Annotated in this window: 18 protein-coding genes and 1 pseudogene; 13 read left to right on the forward strand and 6 right to left on the reverse strand. The window is 48.2% G+C overall.

Annotated elements, in window-relative coordinates; all coding sequences use genetic code 11:
* The first annotated feature begins 117 nt into the window (after nucleotides 1-117).
* Nucleotides 118-3102, forward strand: a complete 2985-nt coding sequence (locus tag ACOXYR_RS23685; protein ID WP_042849130.1) for a Tn3 family transposase — start codon at nucleotides 118-120, stop codon at nucleotides 3100-3102.
* 82 nt (nucleotides 3103-3184) lie between these two features.
* On the opposite strand, the pseudogene ACOXYR_RS23690 reads toward ACOXYR_RS23685, so the two are convergent.
* Nucleotides 3185-3283, reverse strand: a pseudogene (locus ACOXYR_RS23690) (arsenic metallochaperone ArsD family protein); the annotation flags it as partial.
* A gap of 47 nt (nucleotides 3284-3330) precedes the next feature.
* Nucleotides 3331-3666 carry a metalloregulator ArsR/SmtB family transcription factor gene (locus ACOXYR_RS23695; protein WP_421355904.1) on the reverse strand — a complete coding sequence of 112 codons (336 nt, stop codon included), beginning with the start codon at nucleotides 3664-3666 and terminating at the stop codon, nucleotides 3331-3333.
* A gap of 355 nt (nucleotides 3667-4021) precedes the next feature.
* Here ACOXYR_RS23695 and ACOXYR_RS23700 point away from each other — a divergent pair, with 355 nt between their 5' ends.
* From ACOXYR_RS23700 to ACOXYR_RS23720, 5 genes are all read left to right on the forward strand, one after another.
* Nucleotides 4022-5062, forward strand: coding sequence for a DNA-binding protein (locus tag ACOXYR_RS23700; RefSeq protein WP_000101568.1), 1041 nt, complete (start codon nucleotides 4022-4024; stop codon nucleotides 5060-5062).
* Nucleotides 5063-5348: 286 nt separating this feature from the next.
* Nucleotides 5349-6860 carry a UvrD-helicase domain-containing protein gene (locus ACOXYR_RS23705; protein WP_000811656.1) on the forward strand — a complete coding sequence of 504 codons (1512 nt, stop codon included), beginning with the start codon at nucleotides 5349-5351 and terminating at the stop codon, nucleotides 6858-6860.
* A 134-nt stretch (nucleotides 6861-6994) separates the two neighbouring features.
* The gene (traF, locus tag ACOXYR_RS23710) at nucleotides 6995-8011 is read left to right on the forward strand and encodes a conjugal transfer protein TraF (RefSeq protein ID WP_000749520.1); all 1017 of its coding nucleotides are present in this window, start codon (nucleotides 6995-6997) and stop codon (nucleotides 8009-8011) included.
* A 1-nt stretch (nucleotide 8012) separates the two neighbouring features.
* Nucleotides 8013-9446, forward strand: coding sequence for a conjugal transfer protein TraH (locus tag ACOXYR_RS23715; RefSeq protein ID WP_000256129.1), 1434 nt, complete (start codon nucleotides 8013-8015; stop codon nucleotides 9444-9446).
* 12 nt (nucleotides 9447-9458) lie between these two features.
* Nucleotides 9459-13073, forward strand: coding sequence for a conjugal transfer protein TraG N-terminal domain-containing protein (locus ACOXYR_RS23720; protein ID WP_000534551.1), 3615 nt, complete (start codon nucleotides 9459-9461; stop codon nucleotides 13071-13073).
* Nucleotides 13074-13110: 37 nt separating this feature from the next.
* On the opposite strand, the gene ACOXYR_RS23725 is transcribed toward ACOXYR_RS23720, so the two are convergent.
* Nucleotides 13111-13473, reverse strand: coding sequence for a hypothetical protein (locus tag ACOXYR_RS23725; protein ID WP_000683483.1), 363 nt, complete (start codon nucleotides 13471-13473; stop codon nucleotides 13111-13113).
* A gap of 715 nt (nucleotides 13474-14188) precedes the next feature.
* Here ACOXYR_RS23725 and ACOXYR_RS23730 point away from each other — a divergent pair.
* From ACOXYR_RS23730 to ACOXYR_RS23745, 4 genes are read left to right on the forward strand one after another with little or no spacing between them, the layout of a single operon-like run.
* Nucleotides 14189-14461 (forward strand): helix-turn-helix domain-containing protein, encoded by a 273-nt coding sequence (locus ACOXYR_RS23730; RefSeq protein WP_000356489.1) that lies wholly within the window; start codon nucleotides 14189-14191, stop codon nucleotides 14459-14461.
* Nucleotides 14461-14994 (forward strand): transglycosylase SLT domain-containing protein, encoded by a 534-nt coding sequence (locus ACOXYR_RS23735; protein ID WP_000790610.1) that lies wholly within the window; start codon nucleotides 14461-14463, stop codon nucleotides 14992-14994. The genes ACOXYR_RS23730 and ACOXYR_RS23735 overlap by 1 nt, the downstream gene beginning before the upstream one ends.
* Before the next feature lie 10 nt (nucleotides 14995-15004).
* On the forward strand, nucleotides 15005-15613 hold the full coding sequence (locus tag ACOXYR_RS23740; RefSeq protein WP_000891157.1) for a hypothetical protein: 609 nt from the start codon (nucleotides 15005-15007) through the stop codon (nucleotides 15611-15613).
* The gene (locus tag ACOXYR_RS23745; RefSeq protein ID WP_001020646.1) at nucleotides 15610-16161 is read left to right on the forward strand and encodes a FlhC family transcriptional regulator; all 552 of its coding nucleotides are present in this window, start codon (nucleotides 15610-15612) and stop codon (nucleotides 16159-16161) included. Before ACOXYR_RS23740 ends, ACOXYR_RS23745 begins: the two co-directional genes overlap by 4 nt.
* A 59-nt stretch (nucleotides 16162-16220) precedes the next feature.
* On the opposite strand, the gene ACOXYR_RS23750 is transcribed toward ACOXYR_RS23745, so the two are convergent.
* Genes ACOXYR_RS23750 through ACOXYR_RS23760 form a run of 3 tightly spaced genes read right to left on the reverse strand, consistent with a single transcriptional unit; the run spans nucleotide 16221 to nucleotide 17935 of the window.
* Nucleotides 16221-16640: an H-NS family histone-like protein gene (locus ACOXYR_RS23750; RefSeq protein WP_000651490.1), complete on the reverse strand. Its 420-nt coding sequence runs from the start codon at nucleotides 16638-16640 to the stop codon at nucleotides 16221-16223.
* Between the two features lies 1 nt (nucleotide 16641).
* On the reverse strand, nucleotides 16642-16935 hold the full coding sequence (locus ACOXYR_RS23755) for a hypothetical protein (protein ID WP_000919078.1): 294 nt from the start codon (nucleotides 16933-16935) through the stop codon (nucleotides 16642-16644).
* Nucleotides 16936-16951: 16 nt separating this feature from the next.
* Entirely contained in the window at nucleotides 16952-17935 is a 984-nt protein-coding gene (locus ACOXYR_RS23760) for a ParM/StbA family protein (RefSeq protein ID WP_000077458.1), read from the reverse strand.
* Between the two features lie 498 nt (nucleotides 17936-18433).
* Here ACOXYR_RS23760 and mobI point away from each other — a divergent pair, with 498 nt between their 5' ends.
* Genes mobI through ACOXYR_RS23775 form a run of 3 tightly spaced genes read left to right on the forward strand, consistent with a single transcriptional unit; the run spans nucleotide 18434 to nucleotide 20350 of the window.
* Nucleotides 18434-18973 (forward strand): conjugative transfer protein MobI(A/C), encoded by a 540-nt coding sequence (mobI, locus tag ACOXYR_RS23765; RefSeq protein WP_001447712.1) that lies wholly within the window; start codon nucleotides 18434-18436, stop codon nucleotides 18971-18973.
* A gap of 4 nt (nucleotides 18974-18977) precedes the next feature.
* On the forward strand, nucleotides 18978-19265 hold the full coding sequence (locus ACOXYR_RS23770) for a hypothetical protein (RefSeq protein ID WP_000127321.1): 288 nt from the start codon (nucleotides 18978-18980) through the stop codon (nucleotides 19263-19265).
* A 20-nt stretch (nucleotides 19266-19285) separates the two neighbouring features.
* A complete protein-coding gene (locus ACOXYR_RS23775; protein WP_000044787.1) occupies nucleotides 19286-20350 on the forward strand; it encodes a RepB family plasmid replication initiator protein in 1065 nt (354 codons plus the stop codon).
* The last annotated feature ends 904 nt before the right edge of the window (nucleotides 20351-21254 follow it).

Genomic DNA, 21254 nt, shown 5'->3' on the forward strand with positions numbered 1-21254 from the left:
TCTAAAGTAACATAAATCGCCATACTCACGATATCTAAAGGCATACAAAGGTGGGTTACTTCTCCAAAGTATGGCAAATTATGAGGTTAACTACCCCTTAAACTTAACGTAATTCCTATGGCTATAAAAAACGAACTCTCAATTCTTACCAAAGCTGAGCAGCTTGATCTATATTCTCCGCCACTATTAACCCTTGAACAGCAACGATTGTATTTTACGCAAAACGAGATCGAGTTAACAGAGTCGAAAAGCATTCGCCTAAGGAGCCATCGATGCTATTTCATTGCGTTATTAGGGTATTTTAAGTCTAAGCCTGTCATTCTTTCACCTAGCTTTAACCTCATCTTTAACGATATGCAGTTTATTTCAACGCAAGTTCAAGGAGGCAAAGGGCTCAGGCCTTTCAGCATAAATAAGATGCAGCGTGACCGTATTTATCAAAGAATACTGAGGCTACTAAACTATCAGAAATGGGAAGAAAGTCTGCACTTTGCGCCGTTGTACGATCATCTTGTAATGGTCGGCAAAGCTTGGCTTGAGCCTCGTTATCTATTTGATGCAGCCGCTGAATATCTAGCAACGCATAGAATTGCCATCCCTAAATATACTGTCGTACAAAAGCTTATCAGTCGTGTTATCCAACAGGTCAAGAAGACGTTAAATAATAAGCTTCGTATTCATGTTTCATCTGAACTACACGGATTTCTAAATACTATTATCGATGACAAAGATGGGCTCTCCTTAAGCCAGCTTCGAGCAGGTGCAAAAAGCGTTATGGTGACAGAGCTAAAAAAAGAACTGATTGTTTATCATCAGTTACAGCCTTATACAAGACAGATTGATGATGCTGTTAAGGACTTAGCCTTATCGTCTAAAAACCAACAACACTTCGGTGAAATGGTGGATTATTATGGTAGTAAACTAAAACGCTTTAAGCGTCCACAGCAACACCTATGGTTGCTGTGTTTTCTGACTCAACGCATACGGCAAAGCTTAGAGCGACTGACTGATGGTTTTATTCATCATATCCGGAAACAACAAGAAGCTGCGCATGCGTTTGCCCAACAGGCAGTGTTTGATTCATGGAGGTCAGCTGCGGACAATGTCACCAAAGCTGCAGAATTACTCCATCTGTTTGTTGATGACAGTATCGACGATAATCAACCATTTGCAACGGTTAGGCAACAAGCATTAAGTGTAATGAATAACCAAGATATAGAAACGCTATGCCTGTACTTAAAAAAGCAAAAACGCACAGTAGAAGAATATCAATGGCAATATTATGATGATCAAAACACCTTACTTGAACAGTTATTAAGGCCCGTGTTTCTATGTCTTGAATGCCAAGCAGGTAAAGGCTCAGAAGTATTGGTGACACAGCTCAGAACCACAAAAACAGAACTATTAGCAGGTAATACATTGCAAACAATGGATAGTACACTTATCCAACAAAAACATCGTCCATGGTTACTCAACAACGATGTTGTTCATCCACAGCGATACGAATGGTTGCTTTACCGTCAACTGGCTTCTCGGCTTAATGGTCGAATTTACTTATCAAACGTCACTAAATATCGTGCGCTAGAAGACGACTTAATTGCATCGTCAATACAGTCTGATCTATTGGCATCGTCAACGTTGGAAAAGCTAAAGCAGCCGATTCAGAAGCTACTGCAAGTAAAACAAATACGCTTAGCAACATCCCTAGAAGATGTTGCTCGTCACATTGATAATGGTGATAACCGCAATGTGATCATGAAGAGCCGAAGTGGCGCACGATGGCGACTGCCAGTTAAAGGCTCCCGATCATTTGTCAACAACCCCTTCTTTAAACAGATGATCCCCGTCAGTATTGCTGATGTGTTGCGTTATGTTGAACAAGAAACCAACTTTATGCAATGCTTCGCACACGTGCTGCCAATCCAAAAACAAGTAGGCGCCAATCAGGATGATTTATTGGCTATTCTCATTGCGAATGCGACACATCGTGGCGTATATGGGATGGCACAAATATCTGATCGCAGTTATGATCATCTAAGCACTATACAAGCTAATTATATTAGGCCTGAAACCTTGCAAGAGGCAAGTGATATCATCAATAACGCAGTAGCGGCACTCCCTATTTTCCGTCACTATCACATCCAAGAAGACGTCCTACACGCCAGTACCGATGGGCAAAAATTTGAAACTCACCTTGAGACTTTTAAAACTCGCTACTCCTCGAAATACTTCGGCACCAACAAAGGTATTACGGCCATGACGTTAGTTGCCAATCATAGTGCGTTAAATGCCCGTATAATAGGATCTAATGAGCATGAGTCCCATTATATTTACGACTTACTACAATCTAATACTAGTGATCTTAAGCCTGACGTACTCTCAACCGACACCCATGGTGTTAATCATGTTAATTATGCCTTATTGGATTTATGCGGTTATAGTTTTGCGCCTAGGTATGCTCAGTTCACCAGTGTGATCAATGACCTATTTAACGTAACTGAAAGCGACGACGGAAATACGCATCTGGCGCTGAAAAAGCCGATAAAAATGAATGTGATTGAGGAAGGCTGGCAGGATATTCAGCGTATTGTGTTATCCCTTCAAGAAAAACGCACAACACAGGCATTGCTAGTACGCAAATTATCTGGTTATCCATCTGGACACCCTATATTACAAGCATTAACGGAATATAATAGGCTCATCAAAGCCCAATATTTACTTGATTATATTGATGATGCAAGTCTGCGCCAATATGTTCAACGAGCACTGAACCGAGGCGAAGCCTGGCATTTCCTCAGGCGAGCCATTGCATCGGTCAATCGTGACCAGTTCCGCGGAAAAAACGAATCAGAAATAGTCGTTTGGAACGAGTGTGCCCGTTTGACGGCAAATGCAATTATTTACTTTAACTCGATGATCCTAAGTCATCTACTACTGCACTTTGAAGACGTTGGTGACGAGGAAAAAGCTGCAATAACTCGACAAGTATCACCCGTTGCATGGCAGAATATTAATCTAAGCGGCACTTATCAGTTCGCTAGTAACCGCAAACTACCTGATTTACAGGAAATAACTAGGCCTATTGTTCAAAATGAAGTCTAAAATGAAAGGTAACCCAGCTCCACAAGCCACTAACTGCTTGGGTTATGGCGATTTATGTTACTTTAGAGGGGAAAATCCCTAGAACCCCTGTTGCGAAGTCTACCAATGCTTGATCGACTTCGGTTCCGCAAACACCAGTGCTACAGCATAATGCGGGATCAAATACTTCTAATTTTTTCATATCTCAACCTTATATATGTTTTTTCGAATATGTTAACTTAAAAATTTTTATATAGAACAGCTACTCGCAGGTTCTTTTGTCTCTAAGCTTTTGAGTAAATCTGCAACTCTATTTTTCTCTGTGGCATAGGTGACATCAATGATACTTTTCACCCACGGTAGTAATGCTGGAGATAATCGATAATGAACCCATTTACCCTGTTTTGAATCGAGCAAAAGACCCGACTCTCTAAGCATTGCTAGATGTCGAGAAGTCTTTGGTTGCGATAAATTCAAGGCCGTATAGATGTCGCAAACACACAGTTCACCAGATGCTTTTAGCAGTAGCACGATATCCAGTCTGGTTTGGTCGGCTAAAATTTTAAACAGCAGTAGTGGTTCCATACTTTCTCCTATATTTAATGTGTGTAAGATATACCAAGGAAATACATTCGTCAAAACATATATATTGGCCTATGAATTATCTAAACGAACGCTATCTTTATTTATTGATAATTCCTTACTGAGGAAATTAGAACCTTTAATTTTTCAATGTAATAGTATCAAGTGTTAATACTGTCGTATAACACACTATCTGTAGCCCTTGATATTACAGGGCTAGGAGCAAACTTTGGACTTTTCGATGAAATGGGCACACAACCCCAAACAATTCCAATCGACAGCAGCATGATATATAATTATGATAATTACCGTATTATCGTAATTATCGTAAACATTACAAATTAAAAGGAACGTTCTCATGGCAAGAAAATTGGTTGAGTTTGACGATGTAGCGGCTGCGGCCCAAAAGCTCAAGGACGCCGGTAAACGCCCAACGGTCATCGCTATCAGAGACATCATTGGCAAGGGGAGCTTTACCACCATTTCAACGTATCTCAAACAGTGGTCAGAGGAACACTCCCTCGATGAAGAGCTGGTAGAGGTAGTCCTTCCAGAATCGGTTATGAGCGATGCTGAGCTCTTCCTACAGAAGATCTATACGGTAGCCAAAGCAAGCGCCGATGAACAGCTTGAGCGCGAGCGTGAACTGCTACGACAGAAAGAAATTGAGTACCAGGAAGATATGCAGCAAGCCGTGGACATGGCAAATGATGCCACCGAACGGGCTGAGCTACTGGAGGAACAACTTGAAGCTCTCACCAACAAAAAATCAGAGCTCGATGCGGCCCTTGGTAAGGCAGAAAACTCGCTATCCCTCAAGTCTGCGGAGCTAGAACGCTCACTGGCTGACATTGATAAGCTGGAAAAGCGGATCGTTGAGTTGGAGGGCAAGCTGGAGGCGAAAGCCGCAGATCTGACCCGAGCACAGGATCACCTGGAGCAAGCTAAAAGCGAAAATCGCTCTTTGAGCCAAAAATTGGCAACTACAGAGGGTGAGTTGGAGGAGCAAAAAGGCAAGAGTATAGAGCAGACAGAAAAGCTCCGGGCCGCTCAGGAACAAAAAACATCGTTGAAAGAGCAGCTCGAAAATGTACAGGCCAAACTGGCCCAATCACAGGACTCCCTTGCCACAGCCAAAGCTCATGGCGAATCCGCTGAACGAGAGTGCCAGCGCCTATCTGGAGAGGTAGAAAAGCTGGACGCCAAATTATCCAGCGCCGAAGCAGAAGCTCGCGCTCTTGTTCAAGACAAAGGCATGATGGCTGGTCAGTTGCAGGAAAAAGACCAGCAGGCCAAGAGCCTCGAACAAAGACTCAATGATGCACTGACCAAAATTTCTGGGTTGGAGCAAGAGCTCGCTAAAGCTGGTAAGGGAGGGAAAAAGAAAGAGGAAAACTGATGGCGCGAAAGGCTAAATATTCAGAAGAGTGGCGACACAGAGCTGCGGCTCTTCAAACCAAGATTGAGGAGGCTATGACACTAGCCACCTCATCTATTGGCGACTATCGCTGGTTACACCGTCTCCATAGTTGGGTTACGGAGGTGGCTCAAGGTAAAGCCCCAGACTGGTGGACAGATCTGGATTGTGAAGTATCCCTCCCCCGAGAAGAAAAGCGGATCAGTACGTTCCTCTCGACACAAAAGAAGCGCATCACTCTCCAGATGTGTTTGTCGTAGGGGGCCTCATGAAACAACTTCCTCCTGACACACCAGAACAATCACTGATCACTCAGTACAAAGGGCCTCGCCTTGTCGTTAAGGCCTACGCTGGAACGGGTAAAACCACGACACTGGTGAAGTACGCCCACAACAACCTCGATTCACGTATCCTCTACTTGGCATACAACAGGGCTATCCGCGACGAGGCAAGAGAAAAGTTTCCTGCAAACGTAGACTGCAAAACGTCCCACCAGCTTGCCTACGCCACTATAGGAAGGGGCTACCAGCACAAACTCTCCGGCAACCTAAGGCTCACCGATATTGCCCAAGCGGTGAATACCAAGAACTGGACGTTTGCCAAAGATATTCTCGATACGCTCAACGCCTTTATGTGTAGTGCAGACATGCGGATTCTTTATACGCATTTTGCTCGCGCCGATACGGGTAAAGTGCTTACGTCCAAACAGGAGAGATACCAAATCCAGGTGGTCGAAGGTGCTGAGCTCATATGGAAACGGATGACAAACGTTCAAGATCCGTTCCCGACCGTACACGATTGCTACCTCAAACAGTATCAGCTCGGGATGCCGAATCTGTCTCGCCGGTACACCACCATTCTTTTTGATGAAGCACAAGACGCTAACCCCGTAACAAGTAGCATCGTCCTACAGCAGAACTGCAAGGTAATCCTGGTTGGAGATCGCCACCAGCAGATCTATAGGTTCAGAGGCGCAAACAACGCCCTTGATAGCAAAGAGCTCATGAACGCCGACCAACTCTATCTCACTCATAGCTTCCGCTTTGGCCCCAACGTTTCGCTGGTGGCAAACGCCCTTCTTGAACTCAAAGGTGAAACACGACCTGTTGTTGGCCGGGGACCAGCAGATCAGGTACTCATGTTTTTACCAGGTGACGTGGGCCACCGCGCAATACTTCACCGAACCGTCATGGGGGTTATAGAGACGGCGCTCTCTGCGACCGAATCCGGAGCGCAGGTATTCTGGGTCGGTGGAATCGACGCTTACCAGATCAATGAGCTCCAGGATTTGTACTGGTTTTCGATGGCAGAGCCAGACCGGGTAAAGAATAAGAAACTGCTTGATGAGTATGAAGACTACTTCGAGTATCAAGAAGTAGCGAAGGCGACCAAAGACCCTGAGATGATGAGGGCTGTCAAGATCATCAACAGCTACGATGAAATCCCTGAACGACTCACCACTCTACGACGCAATACAGTCAAAGAAGAGTTTGGGGCTGACATTACGGTCTCAACAGCTCATCGGTGCAAAGGGTTGGAGTGGGACTTTGTTCAGCTCTATGACGACTTTCCGGATGTCCTGGACCCAGAGCTCGACCCAATGGCCCGTGACGATGAAATAAACCTGCTCTACGTTGCATCCACCAGAGCGATGCGAATCCTTGCGTTGAACAGCGCTGTCGAGATGGTTATCCGCTACATCACCCAAAAACGCATGGTCGAGAAGCAGATGAAGATGGCCGCAGAAGCGACAGAAGTTGAAGAGGACACGACCAAATAGTTTGGTCAATTCTTTCACATGTGAAAGTTGACAAATAAAACGCTCTAAGCGCCCTAAATGGGCGCTTACACCTGCCTAATTTCACGCCTCCCACCTCTACCATATCGAGCATGGGAAAATACGTGCGTGAGACTATGAAAAAATCACCTTTGAATTTACTGCTCCTTGCAGCGCTCACGCTGGGGGCATCACACCAGGCTTGGGCTCAAGATGGCACAAGACCTGGTTTTTATGAGCGAAAGGAAGAGGGTTGGTTCTGGTACAAGGAAGAGCCCAAAGAACCAGAGAAAAAACCCGAAAAGCCCAAACCAAAGCCTGTGGCAGAAGCGAAGCCTACACAGCCTAAGCCTGCTGCTCCGCTTCCGAGCGGCCCAGAAATGTTCTCAGCGGAATGGTTCCGGGAAAACTTACCCAAGTACAAAGACCTTGCTTGGAACAATCCTACCGTTGAAAACGTCAGGACGTTTCTCTACTTGCAACGATTTGCGATAGATCGCTCTGAACAATTTTCCGATGCTACAGAGCTGGCGGTCGTAGGTGATCCTTTCTTGGATGAAATTACTCGACGTCCTGCTGCCACGTTTGCCTCACAACAAGTTGATCGTGACGCTGGTAACGCCAAAAACATGCTACTCAAAAGCGTAGCCGAACGCGTAGGGATATTCTTCTTCTACAAGTCCGACGATGACTACAGTGACTTGCAAGCACCGCTCATCAAGATGTTGGAACAAGGAGAAGGATTCTCGATCATTCCTGTATCTATGGACGGCAAACCACTCCCCAGTGGGCTTTTCCCCCATTACAAAACCGATGAAGGCCATGCCAAACAACTTGGTATCGTAACTTTCCCTGCTGTTTACCTCGCATCTCCAGACGGTCAGTTCGCTCCTATAGGACAAGGGCCAATGTCTCTTCCTGAGCTGAATCACAGGATTTTGGTCGCAGCAAAACGCAATGGTTGGGTCACAGACGAAGAGTTTAACCGTACACGTCCGGTACTCAACCTGGAAAACAACATAGCCGAACGCTTGGCCTCACCAGAGCTGGGCTCTGACCTCAAACAGCTATCTCAAGCGAGCGGTGATAAAGACAACTTTGTGCCACCGGAACAACTCATGAAGTACATCCGGGACAAATTACAGGAGAACTAAGATGGTCACGCACAAGACATTAAAAAGGAGCCTGCTTGCCCTGAGTGTGGCGGCCAGTCTCGTCATGGCACCGACAGGGGCGATAGCCGCTAACGGCCTCCAATCACAGATGGACAAACTCTTCAATGAAATGAGCAACACAACACCACCTGGGGTTTATGAAAGCCAACGACGTGGCGTTTTAGCTGGTGGCCGGTTCACTGCAAAGACACGAATCTTCGACGAGAACCTGGTGAGCTTTGCCCCTCCATCATGGAAAGCTGGTTGCGGTGGTGTAGATCTGTTCGGCGGTTCGCTTTCCTTCATTAACGCGGATCAAATTGTCCAACTCCTTCGGGCTGTAGCAGCCAACGCCAAGGGCTATGCCTTCCAGCTTGCGCTCGATAACGTTTTCCCGGACGGAGCGAAGTGGATAGAGAACTTCCAGAAGAAAGTGCAAGCGCTCAACCAACATCTGGGCAACTCCTGCCAGCTCGCTCAAGGTTTCGTGAACGACCTAACCAGCGGCATGGACCTTAAACACAAAACTGATGCTTCTATAACCGCGACAACTTCCGGCCTGTATGAAGACTTCTTCGGGTCCAAGCAGGAAACCAGCGGCAAGAGTCCTCTGGAAGAACTGAAAGCCAACAAACCTGACGAATACAACAAGATGATTGGCAACATCGTCTGGAAGCAACTCAAGAGCAACAACGCCAACACCTGGTTCCAGTACGGGGATAACACCCTTCTTGAAGCGATCATGTCTTTAACCGGCACAGTCATCATTGGTGATCTGGTAAACGACCCGAACTCAACCGGCACTGGTGCGAAAACAACCCCTCTGACGACCCTACCAGGTAACAAGATCACCTTGTCAGACCTGATTTCAGGCGGTTCTGTTGAGATCTATTCCTGTGATTCTGATACGACCAACTGCCTGAGTGCTGGCTCCAGCAATAAAACTGTCGTGCTCAAAGGTATCAAGAACCAGATCACCGATATGCTGTTAGGAACAAGCTCTACACCTGGTGTGATCTACAAATACGCAACGAACTCTGGAACCTTAACCGACCCAGAAAAGGCCTTTGTTTCTAACCTCCCCGGAGGGATTGGCACCATTGTTCGTAACTTGTCTGTCCTTTCACAGGACGGCGCTAACCTGTTCGCAACAGAGTCATCAGGAGCGATAGCCCTGACCATGATGTATAGCTTCTCGGAAGAGTTCTTCCGCGCAGCTCGCATTGCGATGGCTAACAGCAAATCACCCTACAAGAAAGAGGCACTAGAGCTTCTCGCGCAATCGCAACAGCAAATCCGTGCTGAATACACAATCCTGTCCTCTCAATACGGCGATCTGGCAAGCCAAATTGAGAAATACAACAACCTACTGGACAACATCCGCAAGCAAAAATACATGCTGGCAACTTTGTCCAATCCTCCTAGCACGAACTAAGGAGCTATTGGAATGGGATCTTTTTCAATCCACTCTATCGGTGACTCTGCTTTTCTGGAGCAAATCCTGATTGCAGTATCAATGATCACCGGCACCGGGGATTTCGAGAAGATGGTCAGTATTGGCCTGCTTCTTGGGGTCTTGATGATCTGTATTCAGTCCGTCTTTCAGGGCGCAAAGCAAATCAACCTCCAGCAAGTGCTGGTAGGTTGGATTCTATATGCCTGTTTCTTCGGCCCAACCACAACTGTGACTATCGAGGACGCTTATACAGGGCAGGTTCGAGTCGTCGCCAATGTCCCTATTGGGGTAGGCTTTGCTGGAGGTGTCATATCCAACGTGGGATACACCATCACCAATTTGTTTGAAACTGGATATGGGGTAATCGTACCCAATGTCACGGAAAGCCACTTTTCCGAAACACTGAAACTGTTGAATGACGTCAGACGGCGAGCCTATGACACAGGAGTTTTTACTGCGCTTAACTCAGCAAATGGAGGCGGCTATGTTGACGTGAGGCGTTCCTGGAACAATTACATTCGGGAATGCACGTTAACCAAAGTCGATCTCAACCTAATGTCCCTTGATGAGTTGATGAACCGTTCAACTGACTCAGCTTTGCGATTCAACTCACAGCTCTACGGAACTAGGTTGTATTTGTCTACAGCAAACCCTGACGGCGCTGACTACACATGTACTGACGGATGGGTGGCTATTAGCACTGCAACCGCCAACCTAAGCAGCCCGGTTGTTGTTGATGCTCTTAACAGCCTACTGGGTATTGACACGTCAACTGGAGACAACGCTCTAACGAAGCTGACCGATTCGCTTCAAGCGATGGGTGCCACAACTACGTCATCAATCGACTATCTGAAAGCCGCCGTTCTGGAGCCCCTCTATTATGAAGCCGCAGCAGGACGTTATCAGGACCTCCAGGATTATGGCTCTGCATTGATGGTCAACCAGGCTATTCAGCAACGGAACACACAGTGGGCCGCAGAGCAGTCGATGTTCATGACCGTCGTCCGACCAATGCTGACGTTCTTTGAAGGCTTTATTTATGCTATAACCCCGATCATTGCTTTTATTATCGTGATGGGCAGCTTCGGCCTCCAGTTAGCCGGGAAATATGTACAAACCATCCTCTGGATTCAGCTATGGATGCCAGTCCTCTCAATTATAAACCTGTTTGTTCATACCGCCGCGTCAAATGAGATGTCTAGCCTCAGTGCTGGTGGTCTCAACTCCATGTACGCTCTTTCCTCAACTGGAGATGTTCTGCAACACTGGATTGCAACCGGCGGCATGTTGGCTGCGGCCACTCCGGTGATTTCCCTGTTTATCGTCACAGGTAGCACCTACGCCTTCACCAGCTTGGCATCGAGAATAAGTGGTTCTGACCACGTTGACGAAAAGATGCAAACGCCAGATCTACTCAAGCAAGGTCCGGTTATGCAAAGTCAGCCAGCGTACAATCACAACCAGTTCAGTGGTGCGATTGCAAACGGCGCAGAAAGCATGATCAGTACCTTCTCGCTTGGCTCCACCTTGGCATCAGGCGTGAGCTCCGCACAGGCATTACAAAGTCAGAAATCGGAGGCTTTCCAAAGCACTCTTGGTCGAGGTTTTTCTGATGGAGTAAGTCAGGATCAAGCCTATTCAAGACTCTCCAATGTCGGGCGCAACGTTTCGTCGCAAAACACAGCTCAAAGCCAATTGATCAACCAGCAAGCCAAGAACTTCATGGATAAGTTCCAGGTGGATGATAGCCACTCTGATGCTGTCAAAGGTGCTTTTGCCATGCAGGCTATGGGCACACTCGATGTTGACGAAGCTGCGTCCATGCTTATGCCTATGGTTGGCAAGGCCAGGGCAGCAATGAAGGCCGCTGCTGGTGTGAAATCAAACAGTACAGCCCTAGTTCCTGCTGGTGGTAATGGCGAATCAGGCGGCGGCAGTGATGTCCTGGACATCAAAGCGCAAGCGAAGGGAGCAACAGAGTCATCAACTCAAGACTCTTCAAGCTGGTCAGCGAGTGATGTGTCCCAGTTCATGAAGGGTGTGAGCTATTCGCAAACCGATAGCCAGGCGTTGACAAATCAATTAGCGCAGGGTTTCAGCCGTTCTGGAAGCGAGTCATTCAAGCAAACCTGGGGCGATAGCTTATCCCAGAACCTATCCAAGTCCGCTTCTGAACTGGTGTCTGCATCGGACACCTTCACAACAATGAGTCAGCTCCAAAACCAAATGGGCTCCATGACTAATACCGACTTTAAAACTCTCGGTGGTGCAGTAGCACAAACCCCTGCGGCCATGAACCAACTGAATGACTATTTCCGAAATGCCGCGCCGCAATCGGTTAAAGACGAGGCGGCTTCACTACAGCAAAGATACCAAGCCTACGGAATGTCTCCTCAAGTGGCCCAGGCAGCAGCGCGAATGACAGCAATGACCAACTCCAAAAATTACGAACAGGGTAAGGAGCTTGGCGGGTATCAAGCCGCACTACAGGCGATCAATACCGCGTCCGGTCGCAACGGAGCATTTAGTGGTGATGCTTACGGAAATAACGGCATTGAAGGCCCGAATGTTCAAGGCCTACCAGGTCAGGTTCAAGGGGCTGTAGGCAGTGGACCTAACATCCCAACCGGATTCCGGGAGAATGTGGCTGGGATGGCTGGAACTAATCCGGCATCAGAAGCTGGGCAGTTACCAACGAATAGCCCCCTTGTTCAAAATGAACATGCAGCCGGTACGTCAGCTCTTCATAACCAAGCACAGCAAACAGAGCGAAATGTATCTGCTCCTGAACTGAAAAAAGCCCAAGATAACCTTATGAACTCGCTTCCGGAAATGTCTTGGAGCGCTTCGGCGTGGGGAGCGTGGGACAACTCCAGTGATTGGATGGGCCGCAGAGCTGAACAAGCAGGTGGAGCTCTCATTGCTGGTGGTCAAGCTGGCGCTGATGCGTTCTCAAGAGCGATGGATCAAATGAGAACGATGACACCTGAACAACGCGACCAATTCATCGCGGCCACTCAACGCGGCGACCAGGCCGTGCAAGAGGAGTTTGGCTGGGCCGGTGATGCGATGGTCGGTATGGCTAAACTTGGCCGCAACGTCATGGGAGCTGCTGCAAGCGGCTATGATGCAGCGAAGGAGTGGTTAACTGGTAAATCTGATCTATCGGAAGCCGCTAAAGGGATGAGCATTGAGGAACGCGGCGCGTTCTATGCAGCAGCGCTATCCTCTGCCGCAGAAGCTGGTGGTGGAGCCGCGCAGCAGTTTATGAACCAGTACGGTGATGAGTTCAAAGAAACGATGCAGTCTATCGCTCAAAGCCGTTATGGGCTGACTGAATCCCAAGCCGCTGTTTATGCCGAATCGTTTGACACAAACGAAGGTCGCATGAACCAGGCTGTTCAGAATCTGAAAATGGAGTATGCAGAACGTAACCCGGATGGCTCACCGATGATGCAAGGAGGTCAGCCTGTTCTTTCTCAGCAAAACGAAGAGTTTACGGACAAGCTGGTAAACGTATTGCAGAACTCGACGGAAGCTGGAGACCGTTCAGGTAGCTATTTGACTGCCGTCAGGGGGTACAACATAGCAAATCAAAGGTTCTAAAAGACCAACCAAATAATAAGGGGGCCAGCAGGCCCCCTTATTCGTCTCCAGCTCCAATATGGAAGCGCTGGTCAAAATCATAGGAATCTTGAAACCCACCAGTTTGTTTTTTTCTGCGCCGGGTAGGTGGTGCCTCTTTATATGCTGACCGCGCAACGCGGATAAAGCACGTTAGTCCAAACAGAGCCCCGACAACCAAAGCAACTTGCCACTGGAAGTAAGCGATCCCTCCCCAAAAGATAACAGCAGCCCAAAGGCTTTTGTGAACCAGAAATAGGAAACGAGCACCCCAAACGCCGAAGGGAGCCAGCGCCACACCAAGTCCCCAAGGTGTGTCAGCCATCATGGCTATTCCCAGAAGCACCATTCCCAGCAGAAGAATATTGACCACATGTTTCATATCAACCCCCTTACTCTTTACCTCCAGTTTACCACGGCATCAAAAAATGCAACTGTGAAAGTTTGACTATTTTTTGCTAAACAACCATTCCATTGGCAACTTCTTCGATTAGAATTTGCCCTCAAACTTTCACATGTGAAAGTTTGCCCTTACGGAACAAGGCGTTTATTGACAAAGCATTACATAGTTGAACATGTCAAACAAATCGCATACACTATGGAATAGGCCATTGCTAACGCTTTGGTCCCCATCTGCAACACCGCAGAGTTCTCTTTCTCAAATATCTCTTTCTGTAAACACCATCATCCTTGTGTGGTCGGGATGCGCCTTTGCCTTCCCTGCCCTCCTCAGCTCCTGCTGTATTCGCAATTTCAGCCCTCGCTGTATCCCTAAAATCACTTATACCTAAACGCTATTTAATATCACAAAATACCGCACTCCCCGTGCGCTATTTCCGCCATTCTTTTGGCGCACTTTCCATTACTATCGCAAAAATATCCGTATCCCATTGATTACTAAAAGTATTGTAACTTTGTTCCGTCGGCACAAAGTTAAGTGTATGTTTTTAAAGGTTTTTTATTGTTAACAGCATCATTATTTGGGCTTATAAAGGCGCAAAATGTGTCAGTTTGTGACAATAGAAGAACTCTAAAAGCGTTCATCGAATAACGCACTTTTTGTATGGCTAACAACGCAGTTTAAAGGGTGGCAAACAATGGATAAATGCCAATTGATAGACATCCCAAGCGACCCAGAGAAGAAACGTGAGTGGATCAAGTACAAACTCAAGATCCAGGGGCTTTCTCTGGCCGCATTGGGCAGAAAACACAAAACATCTCGGCAGGTGGTGTCTACGGCACTCTATAAGCCCAGTCCACGCTGGGAACATGAGATAGCTACAGCTTTGGGTGTGAAGCCGTCTGAGATTTGGCCGGAGCGGTACGACGAAGAACACGAAATACCCCTCAGACATAAGGAGGCAAGCTGATGAAGAACAAAGCCAAGGCGCTAGTTCTGTCTGCGGCTCTCCTTTCATCAACAGCGAATGCTATTGACCTGAGCGGAACCATCTTCGACAAAGCAGCGAAAGCATATAACCTCGACCCTCTTCTAGTGTATTCGGTCGCATTGGCCGAATCTGCATCAGGGAGAGGTAATGGCTCTATAAGTCCTTGGCCTTGGACGCTTCGCGTTCCTGGGCTTCCTTTCTATGCTAAGTCGGAAGATCAGGCAAAGGCTAAGCTCGCTGAGTTTCAGCAGCAGTACGGTCGTGCCATTGATGTCGGGTTTATGCAAGTGAGCATCCGGTGGAATGGTCATAGAGTTTCTTCTCCAGCAGATCTTCTCGACCCAGAGACCAACGTCATGGTTGGGGCAGAGGTGCTATCAGAAGCCATTCAGTCATCTCCAAATGACTTGGAGCTTGGCGTTGGCCGCTATCACGCCTGGGAAGACGAAATCCGAGCCAGAAACTATGGTAGCCGAGTCTTGGCTATCTATCGCAACCTTCGTGATTTGTGAGGGGGGCGGAATGTTGGAACTGGATATTATTGGTGCGTGGGATGCAAGAGCCGTCAACCTCGATCAAGAAGAAGCTGATAGAAACGTCTACGAGTTCGATCTGACATTGTGGAACCTGCTATCCACTCTGGCAAAAGAACGTCCAGATGATGCGGCCTCACAATTTTCTTTGGGCATGGACACCGTTCAAAAGCTGTCACTGGCAACACCTTCCCAATTGGAAGCTCTGGCCTCTGGCGTGTTGATCTCTTTCAAACTCGAAACAGCAGAGCAGAACATCATCACGCGACTCTCTGGCGACTACGACCCTGTAGTTTTTATCAACCATAGTGTTGATGAATTTGATGCTGCCTACTGGTTGCTATTTAACCGCGTCGCATCGAGAGACCCGGAGATGGCAAAGGAAGTTTTCGGGGTTTCGAGAGAGCTTGCGGAGCTGGTGGCTAAGGCAACAGACAGCCAGTTGCGCCACATGTCTGGAACAACGGTTACGCATTTTACGCTTCGTTTTGCTCCGAGCATCATTGAAGAAATTCTCGATGACAGCCGGGAAGAGTTAACACACCCGGTATTGAAAAAACTGCAACAGTCTCTACAGGGACGTGGGAGGTGGAGATGAACATTGGCAACTCTGGTACATTGGGTCGCTGGGTTACAGCTCGACACATGGCCCTTGCTGGGTACATCACAAAAATCATCATGATCGAGACTGGTCTGACCTACAAACAGGTCAGACGGCTTTACCAGGATCTGGAGAGGGACGGATATACTCTGGAACGAAAATCCAGAACTTTCCGGGGTGGTGCGACACTGATTCATAGTCACACATCCAAGATACAGGCCTCTCTTCTAATGCAGCTCTACTTCAACATTGGTGGAGAAGCCGTGTTGCGGTCTGTGAACATCAAAGCCTTGAACAAGGCATTTAGAATGTATCACGCAATCCGCAAAGAAGTGCCCGGAATGAAAGGTGCTCGGTGGGCTCCGTTTGATATTACTGATGCCTGGTGTCTTGCTTCGGAGCTGAGAAGTGGGGACGCAATGCTGGAGGTGTGCGACAACTGCAAGTGTACGTACTTCACCTCTGTTAATCAAAGAACCTGCGTTGAATGTCCGTTCTGCAAAGAACAAGGAAGGCATGGTGGTGGGGAGAAAGAGTGTGCTTGAGTAGACTATGACATTTCGGACCAGAAGATGAGCGCCCAAACTTTGCGGCGCTCATTTTTTTACTTCTTCTGTGGGATACGGTAGCGCTCCAGCTCGACAGCTCCCAACCCCTTGAAAGCATCCGGGCGACGTCCTTGCCCACTCCACGAAACTCCGTCTTTTGAATATTTAGCATTATCAGGTTCTGATCTGCTCGTGAACATTTCGTTGAGCAAGCCGATGTCCACACCGCAGGATTCCATGTCGCTCATTATTCGCTCAGCCTGAGCTCGCTTTTCTTTTTCTTCTTCTTCTCGCTTTTTGTACTCTTCCTCCAGTTCATTGAGAACGCCCTTCATTCTGTCAATGATCTCCCGAACTTCATCTAACGGGAGTCCTCGCAACAGGGTGCGAATGCGGCTTTTACGCTTTAACTCTGCGATTATTAACTCTCTACGTTCAGCCGCTGATAGCGTAGAGAACTCCTCGTGGTCTTTCATGTCATACGGAGCCCATCAGTTTTCCTTTAAGTGAATCACGTTGAGAGTTCAGTTTTGCGTCAGTCTGCACTGGCGAATTTTGATGCTGTGCAGGTTGACTCTCTGAACTCTGTTGCTCAAAAGACCCAATGTTGCCAGAAAATCGAAGAGAATAAAGACCCAATAGAGCAAGGGCGCGGAGCCGATCACTACGCGCCTTATGCTGCATCTGGGACAGTTCACGATAGAGCTCCGGAAAGGCTTGCTCCGATATGTTCAGATTAGATATTTTTCCATCCCATTTGCTACCAGCCACAACGACCTCCTATCTATCAGCCGCAGAACCAGAAGCCCCTGGCATTGGATGCCACGGATTCGTTGGGCAGTACGATCCTGCTCTTAGGGAAAAGCTCCTTGGCCGCATCTTGGTAAGCCTCGGCACCGCCGCCAGCCAGCAGAACTACGTCAGCATCCATCCCGTCCTCACGCATTGACTTCCGCATAGGGATCAAGGCGTTTTGAGCGACTTTGGTTGAGGCTTTCTTGAAGTAGTCTTTGATCGATACCTTTTCACCGTAGAGGAAGATTTCGGCCTTACCGGCACGAATAGCTTTCTCGATCTTTTCGATGCCAGGGGCACCGCCGTGGTCTTCCTGAATTAGCCGGTCCGTTTCCTGTAGCAACACCGACATCGCCTTGAGGCTGGTGCCAGATGAGTGATAGCGGACCTCTCCCTCTTCAAGAGCTACCCAGTCTACAGAAAAGAACCCAGGGTCAATTACAACGGTTTTTCCTCCCTGGATAATCTCCAGGAGGTCTTCATCTTTGGTTGAACTTACAACATCCATGTAAGCACCGGCAGGTTGAGGTACAACCACGACAGACTTAACCGCTACCGATCGTTTTGGCGTGATCTGGTGTTCACCCTCAAGCCGAGATTTCAACGCCTCTCTGCGCTCTACGTCCATGTACTGACTAACAGGCAGGCCAGTCACCAGCACATCGATCTCCTTCTGCTCGGACATCAGGAGTGCAGCGTAGAAAAGAGCCTTGTATGGATTGGTCGAAGGATAGTCGCCGTGAAGCTCACGCTCCCATCCTTGCAATCGGTCAGGCTCGACGCCTGCAACCCATTTCTCTCCATCAATCACAACCTGAATGCAGGTCCCTGCACCGCCAGTTAACTGTTGTGGCATCAGTTCCAATGGACCTGCCCCCACCGGCATGACGACTGTGCGAGCTTCCTCACCTTTATACCCCATTGCCATTTTCAGGTTGGAGTAACCAATATCCAAACCCAGAACAAATTGACTCATGAAATCCTCCAAAGATTGCTTTTAGATTGCTTTTCGATTGCTTGCCGCGTGTTGGATAGAGAATAAGGCTAAAAGCGGGGACAGATGGCCTGTGTAATTGCCCAAAAGGGGCATATAGGTTGCTTTTCGGTGGCTTTTTGATCGTTGAGTAAGGGAACCTATGGGAACGCTGCACGGATAGGCTCAGATAAACAGACCTTACCCTCGCATCGAGAACCGCTTGCCCTCCAGCATCGAGAGACGGTGGTAAAGAGGCATTTGGAATCTTTGATGCCATATCCAATATATCTGGAATCTTTAAATATAGATTCATATGTAAAGAGGCTGTGAAAGAATAAGAGCATCAAGATTCCAGATAGATAGAGGGAAATTTGACAAATTCCAAAGATGGGTTAGCCTAGTGACAGAACTAGATTCCAGTATTGGAATAATCAGCTTTAAATTCCAGATAGATAGTTATGTGGATAGGAATTGGATAGGAATTGGGAGGGTATTGAGGTGAGTCTACCAACAGAGCGATGGCTAGATCTGCTAGATCCGAAGCTCGAAGAAGAACGATCCGAGATAACAGAGGATCTGCTAGAGGCAGAGGGACGAGAGTTTGTTGCAGAGGTACGGAGCAAACTGGATCACGCCTTAGCGGTTCTTGCTGTCGAGGCGCAGCAGGAAGCGGACATGTACTGGAACGCGCACAAATCAGCGCGTGAAGAAGCGTCAGAGGACGAACAAGGGCGTGTCGGTACACGGGTTCGCATTCTAGGCGTATCACTCGTTGCAGAGTGGTATCGCAACAGATTTGTCGAACAAGTTCCCGGACAAAAGAAAAGGGTTCTATCGACACATATCAAGAAGGGTCGCGGTCATGCCTACAGCATGTCGCACTTCAAGAAAGAGCCTGTCTGGGCACAAGAGTTGATCCAGCAAGTTGAAACCAGGTATGCCGTGTTAAGACAACGCGCCACTGCCTTAGCAAAAATTCGCCGGGCGCTAAACGAGTACGAGCGCCAGCTAAACAAGACACATAGCGACGAGGTGTGACAACATGACAGCATCTGTAGCGGCCACTGAATTGGCGAAACTGGGGAAATGTGAAGCGATGATCAAGAAAGTCGCCAGCCATCCTCGCCCTGCCCTGTCAAAGCGCCCACAATCGCCACAGGGGACAGATAGCACCCTTCGGGGTGAGTTCGCTCATTTCCGATATGAAGCGGCAGCCCTGCGTTTTATGAGCGGCACTGCGGGGGCTAAGCGTCGCATCTACCAGCTAGTGTTTTCAGCGACGGTAGCAGCGGGAGCATTGACAATGCTGGCGGCATGGACCACCAGCTAGAAAGTATCGACGGAACAATCATGAGCAAGAGAACCAAAGACAAAGACCTGGAGAAACTCGACGTAATCAAAGACTCACCGCAAATGAGCCTGTTTGAGATCATTGAATCTCCGGCCAAGAAAGACGACTACTCCAACACCATCGAGATCTACGATGCGCTGCCGAAGTACATTTGGGACCAAAAGCGTGAGCATGAAGATTTATCCAACGCTGTAGTGACACGACAATGCACCATCAGAGGCCAGCATTTCACGGTGAAGGTGAAGCCAGCCATCATCGAGAAGGATGACGGAAGAACCGTGCTGATCTACGCGGGACAGCGAGAGGAAATCCTTGAGGATGCTCTACGCAAGCTCGCAGTGAACGGGAAAGGCCATATCATCGAGGGCAAGGCTGGAGTCATGTTCACTCTGTACGAACTCCAGAAAGAGCTCTCGAAGATGGGTCACGGGTACAACCTGAACGAAATCAAGGAAGCAATCCAGGTTTGTCGTGGCGCAACACTCGAATGTATCAGTGATGACGGTGAAGCCTTCATCAGCTCCAGCTTCTTCCCGATGGTGGGACTGACCACCAGAGGTGAGTTTCGCAAGAAAGGCGGGAACGCCAGGTGCTATGTGCAGTTCAACCCGCTGGTAAACGAATCGATCATGAATCTGTCGTTTCGTCAGTACAACTACAAAATCGGAATGCAAATCCGCTCCCCTCTTGCACGGTACATCTACAAGCGAATGAGCCACTACTGGACTCAAGCATCACCAGATTCGCCGTACACGCCATCGCTTATCAGCTTCCTGACCCAGAGCCCTCGTGAATTGAGCCCACGGATGCCGGAGAACGTCAGAGCCATGAAGCTCGCTCTGGAGGCCCTCATCAAACAAGAGGTCATAAGCGACTACGACGCGAACCAGATCAAGGATGGCCGCAGAGTCATCGACGTGCGGTACGTCATAAGGCCTCATGAGAACTTCGTGAAGCAGGTGATGGCGTCCAACAAGCGTAAGCAGCAGACAGAGCTACGGGCCATCAAGCACGGCATGATCGACCACGACATCATTGATGAACCCCAACGTAAGGGGAGATAGCCACCAGAATCTCCCACCCCCCAGGGAAAAGAAAGATAGGCGCGTCAGCGCCTTTTTTTATGCCAGAAGAAAGCGCACAAGGTACGCCCACCAGGCAGGACCGGAAACGGAATGCCTCCGCATATGGGGGAGCTGCACGGATAGAGCGAACGTGACCCCAGATGCAGCGTGGGCTGGGGCTCTATATATGGGATCGCTGCACGGTAGTCGCAAGCTGAGTCTCAGTATCGTGCAAGCGTAAGCCACGACGAAGGATAAGTGCCATGCTGCTCCAGTGGTTCCCGTAGAGTGGTTCCCGTAAGGTATTGATAGTTAAAGGGTGAGGATGTGGGGGACCTGCACGTTATGAGATTTGATATGTGGGTACGTTGCACGAAAGCAGGTCCTGAACCTCTCGATATATGGGAACTCTGCACGATTGACGAAGCAGAACAAAGATTGACAGATCAGGACAAACCTAAAAAAGCAGTCAAAATGACTCTAATAGTCCATAAAGTGATCACGCGCACACAAAAAGAGGCCAAAAGTTATCCACATTTCCTGTGCATAAACGGGGTTTTGGTATATGGGAACGCTGCACGATCATATGTGGGTACGCTGCACGGTGCAAAAAACGACCAAAATTGACATGTGGGTACGTTGCACGTTCAGAAAATTGTATATGGGGCGACTGCACGTATGACCTTAGACATGTGGGAATACTGCACGAACACCAGATCTGATATGTGGGAACGCTGCACGAAAGCTCTGTTTTGTAAGGATTTTGTGGAAAAAAGAGGGGTTCCGTGTGGATAACAGTGGATAAGATCCAAGGGTATGTGGGGACGTTGCACGGCAACCTATGGGAACGCTGCACGGCAACCTATGGGTTTGTTGCACGGAATAAATATGAAAACACCAGTAA

The organism is Pseudocitrobacter faecalis (genome assembly GCF_965231525.1).
GTDB lineage: Bacteria > Pseudomonadota > Gammaproteobacteria > Enterobacterales > Enterobacteriaceae > Pseudocitrobacter > Pseudocitrobacter faecalis.

Coding starts and splice junctions, on each gene's coding strand:
- ACOXYR_RS23685 (WP_042849130.1), top strand. CDS start 118: ATGGCTATAAAAAACGAACTCTCAATTCTTACCAAAGCTGAGCAGCTT.
- ACOXYR_RS23695 (WP_421355904.1), bottom strand. CDS start 3,666: ATGGAACCACTACTGCTGTTTAAAATTTTAGCCGACCAAACCAGACTG.
- ACOXYR_RS23700 (WP_000101568.1), top strand. CDS start 4,022: ATGGCAAGAAAATTGGTTGAGTTTGACGATGTAGCGGCTGCGGCCCAA.
- ACOXYR_RS23705 (WP_000811656.1), top strand. CDS start 5,349: ATGAAACAACTTCCTCCTGACACACCAGAACAATCACTGATCACTCAG.
- traF (WP_000749520.1), top strand. CDS start 6,995: ATGAAAAAATCACCTTTGAATTTACTGCTCCTTGCAGCGCTCACGCTG.
- ACOXYR_RS23715 (WP_000256129.1), top strand. CDS start 8,013: ATGGTCACGCACAAGACATTAAAAAGGAGCCTGCTTGCCCTGAGTGTG.
- ACOXYR_RS23720 (WP_000534551.1), top strand. CDS start 9,459: ATGGGATCTTTTTCAATCCACTCTATCGGTGACTCTGCTTTTCTGGAG.
- ACOXYR_RS23725 (WP_000683483.1), bottom strand. CDS start 13,473: ATGAAACATGTGGTCAATATTCTTCTGCTGGGAATGGTGCTTCTGGGA.
- ACOXYR_RS23730 (WP_000356489.1), top strand. CDS start 14,189: ATGGATAAATGCCAATTGATAGACATCCCAAGCGACCCAGAGAAGAAA.
- ACOXYR_RS23735 (WP_000790610.1), top strand. CDS start 14,461: ATGAAGAACAAAGCCAAGGCGCTAGTTCTGTCTGCGGCTCTCCTTTCA.
- ACOXYR_RS23740 (WP_000891157.1), top strand. CDS start 15,005: ATGTTGGAACTGGATATTATTGGTGCGTGGGATGCAAGAGCCGTCAAC.
- ACOXYR_RS23745 (WP_001020646.1), top strand. CDS start 15,610: ATGAACATTGGCAACTCTGGTACATTGGGTCGCTGGGTTACAGCTCGA.
- ACOXYR_RS23750 (WP_000651490.1), bottom strand. CDS start 16,640: ATGAAAGACCACGAGGAGTTCTCTACGCTATCAGCGGCTGAACGTAGA.
- ACOXYR_RS23760 (WP_000077458.1), bottom strand. CDS start 17,935: ATGAGTCAATTTGTTCTGGGTTTGGATATTGGTTACTCCAACCTGAAA.
- ACOXYR_RS23770 (WP_000127321.1), top strand. CDS start 18,978: ATGACAGCATCTGTAGCGGCCACTGAATTGGCGAAACTGGGGAAATGT.
- ACOXYR_RS23775 (WP_000044787.1), top strand. CDS start 19,286: ATGAGCAAGAGAACCAAAGACAAAGACCTGGAGAAACTCGACGTAATC.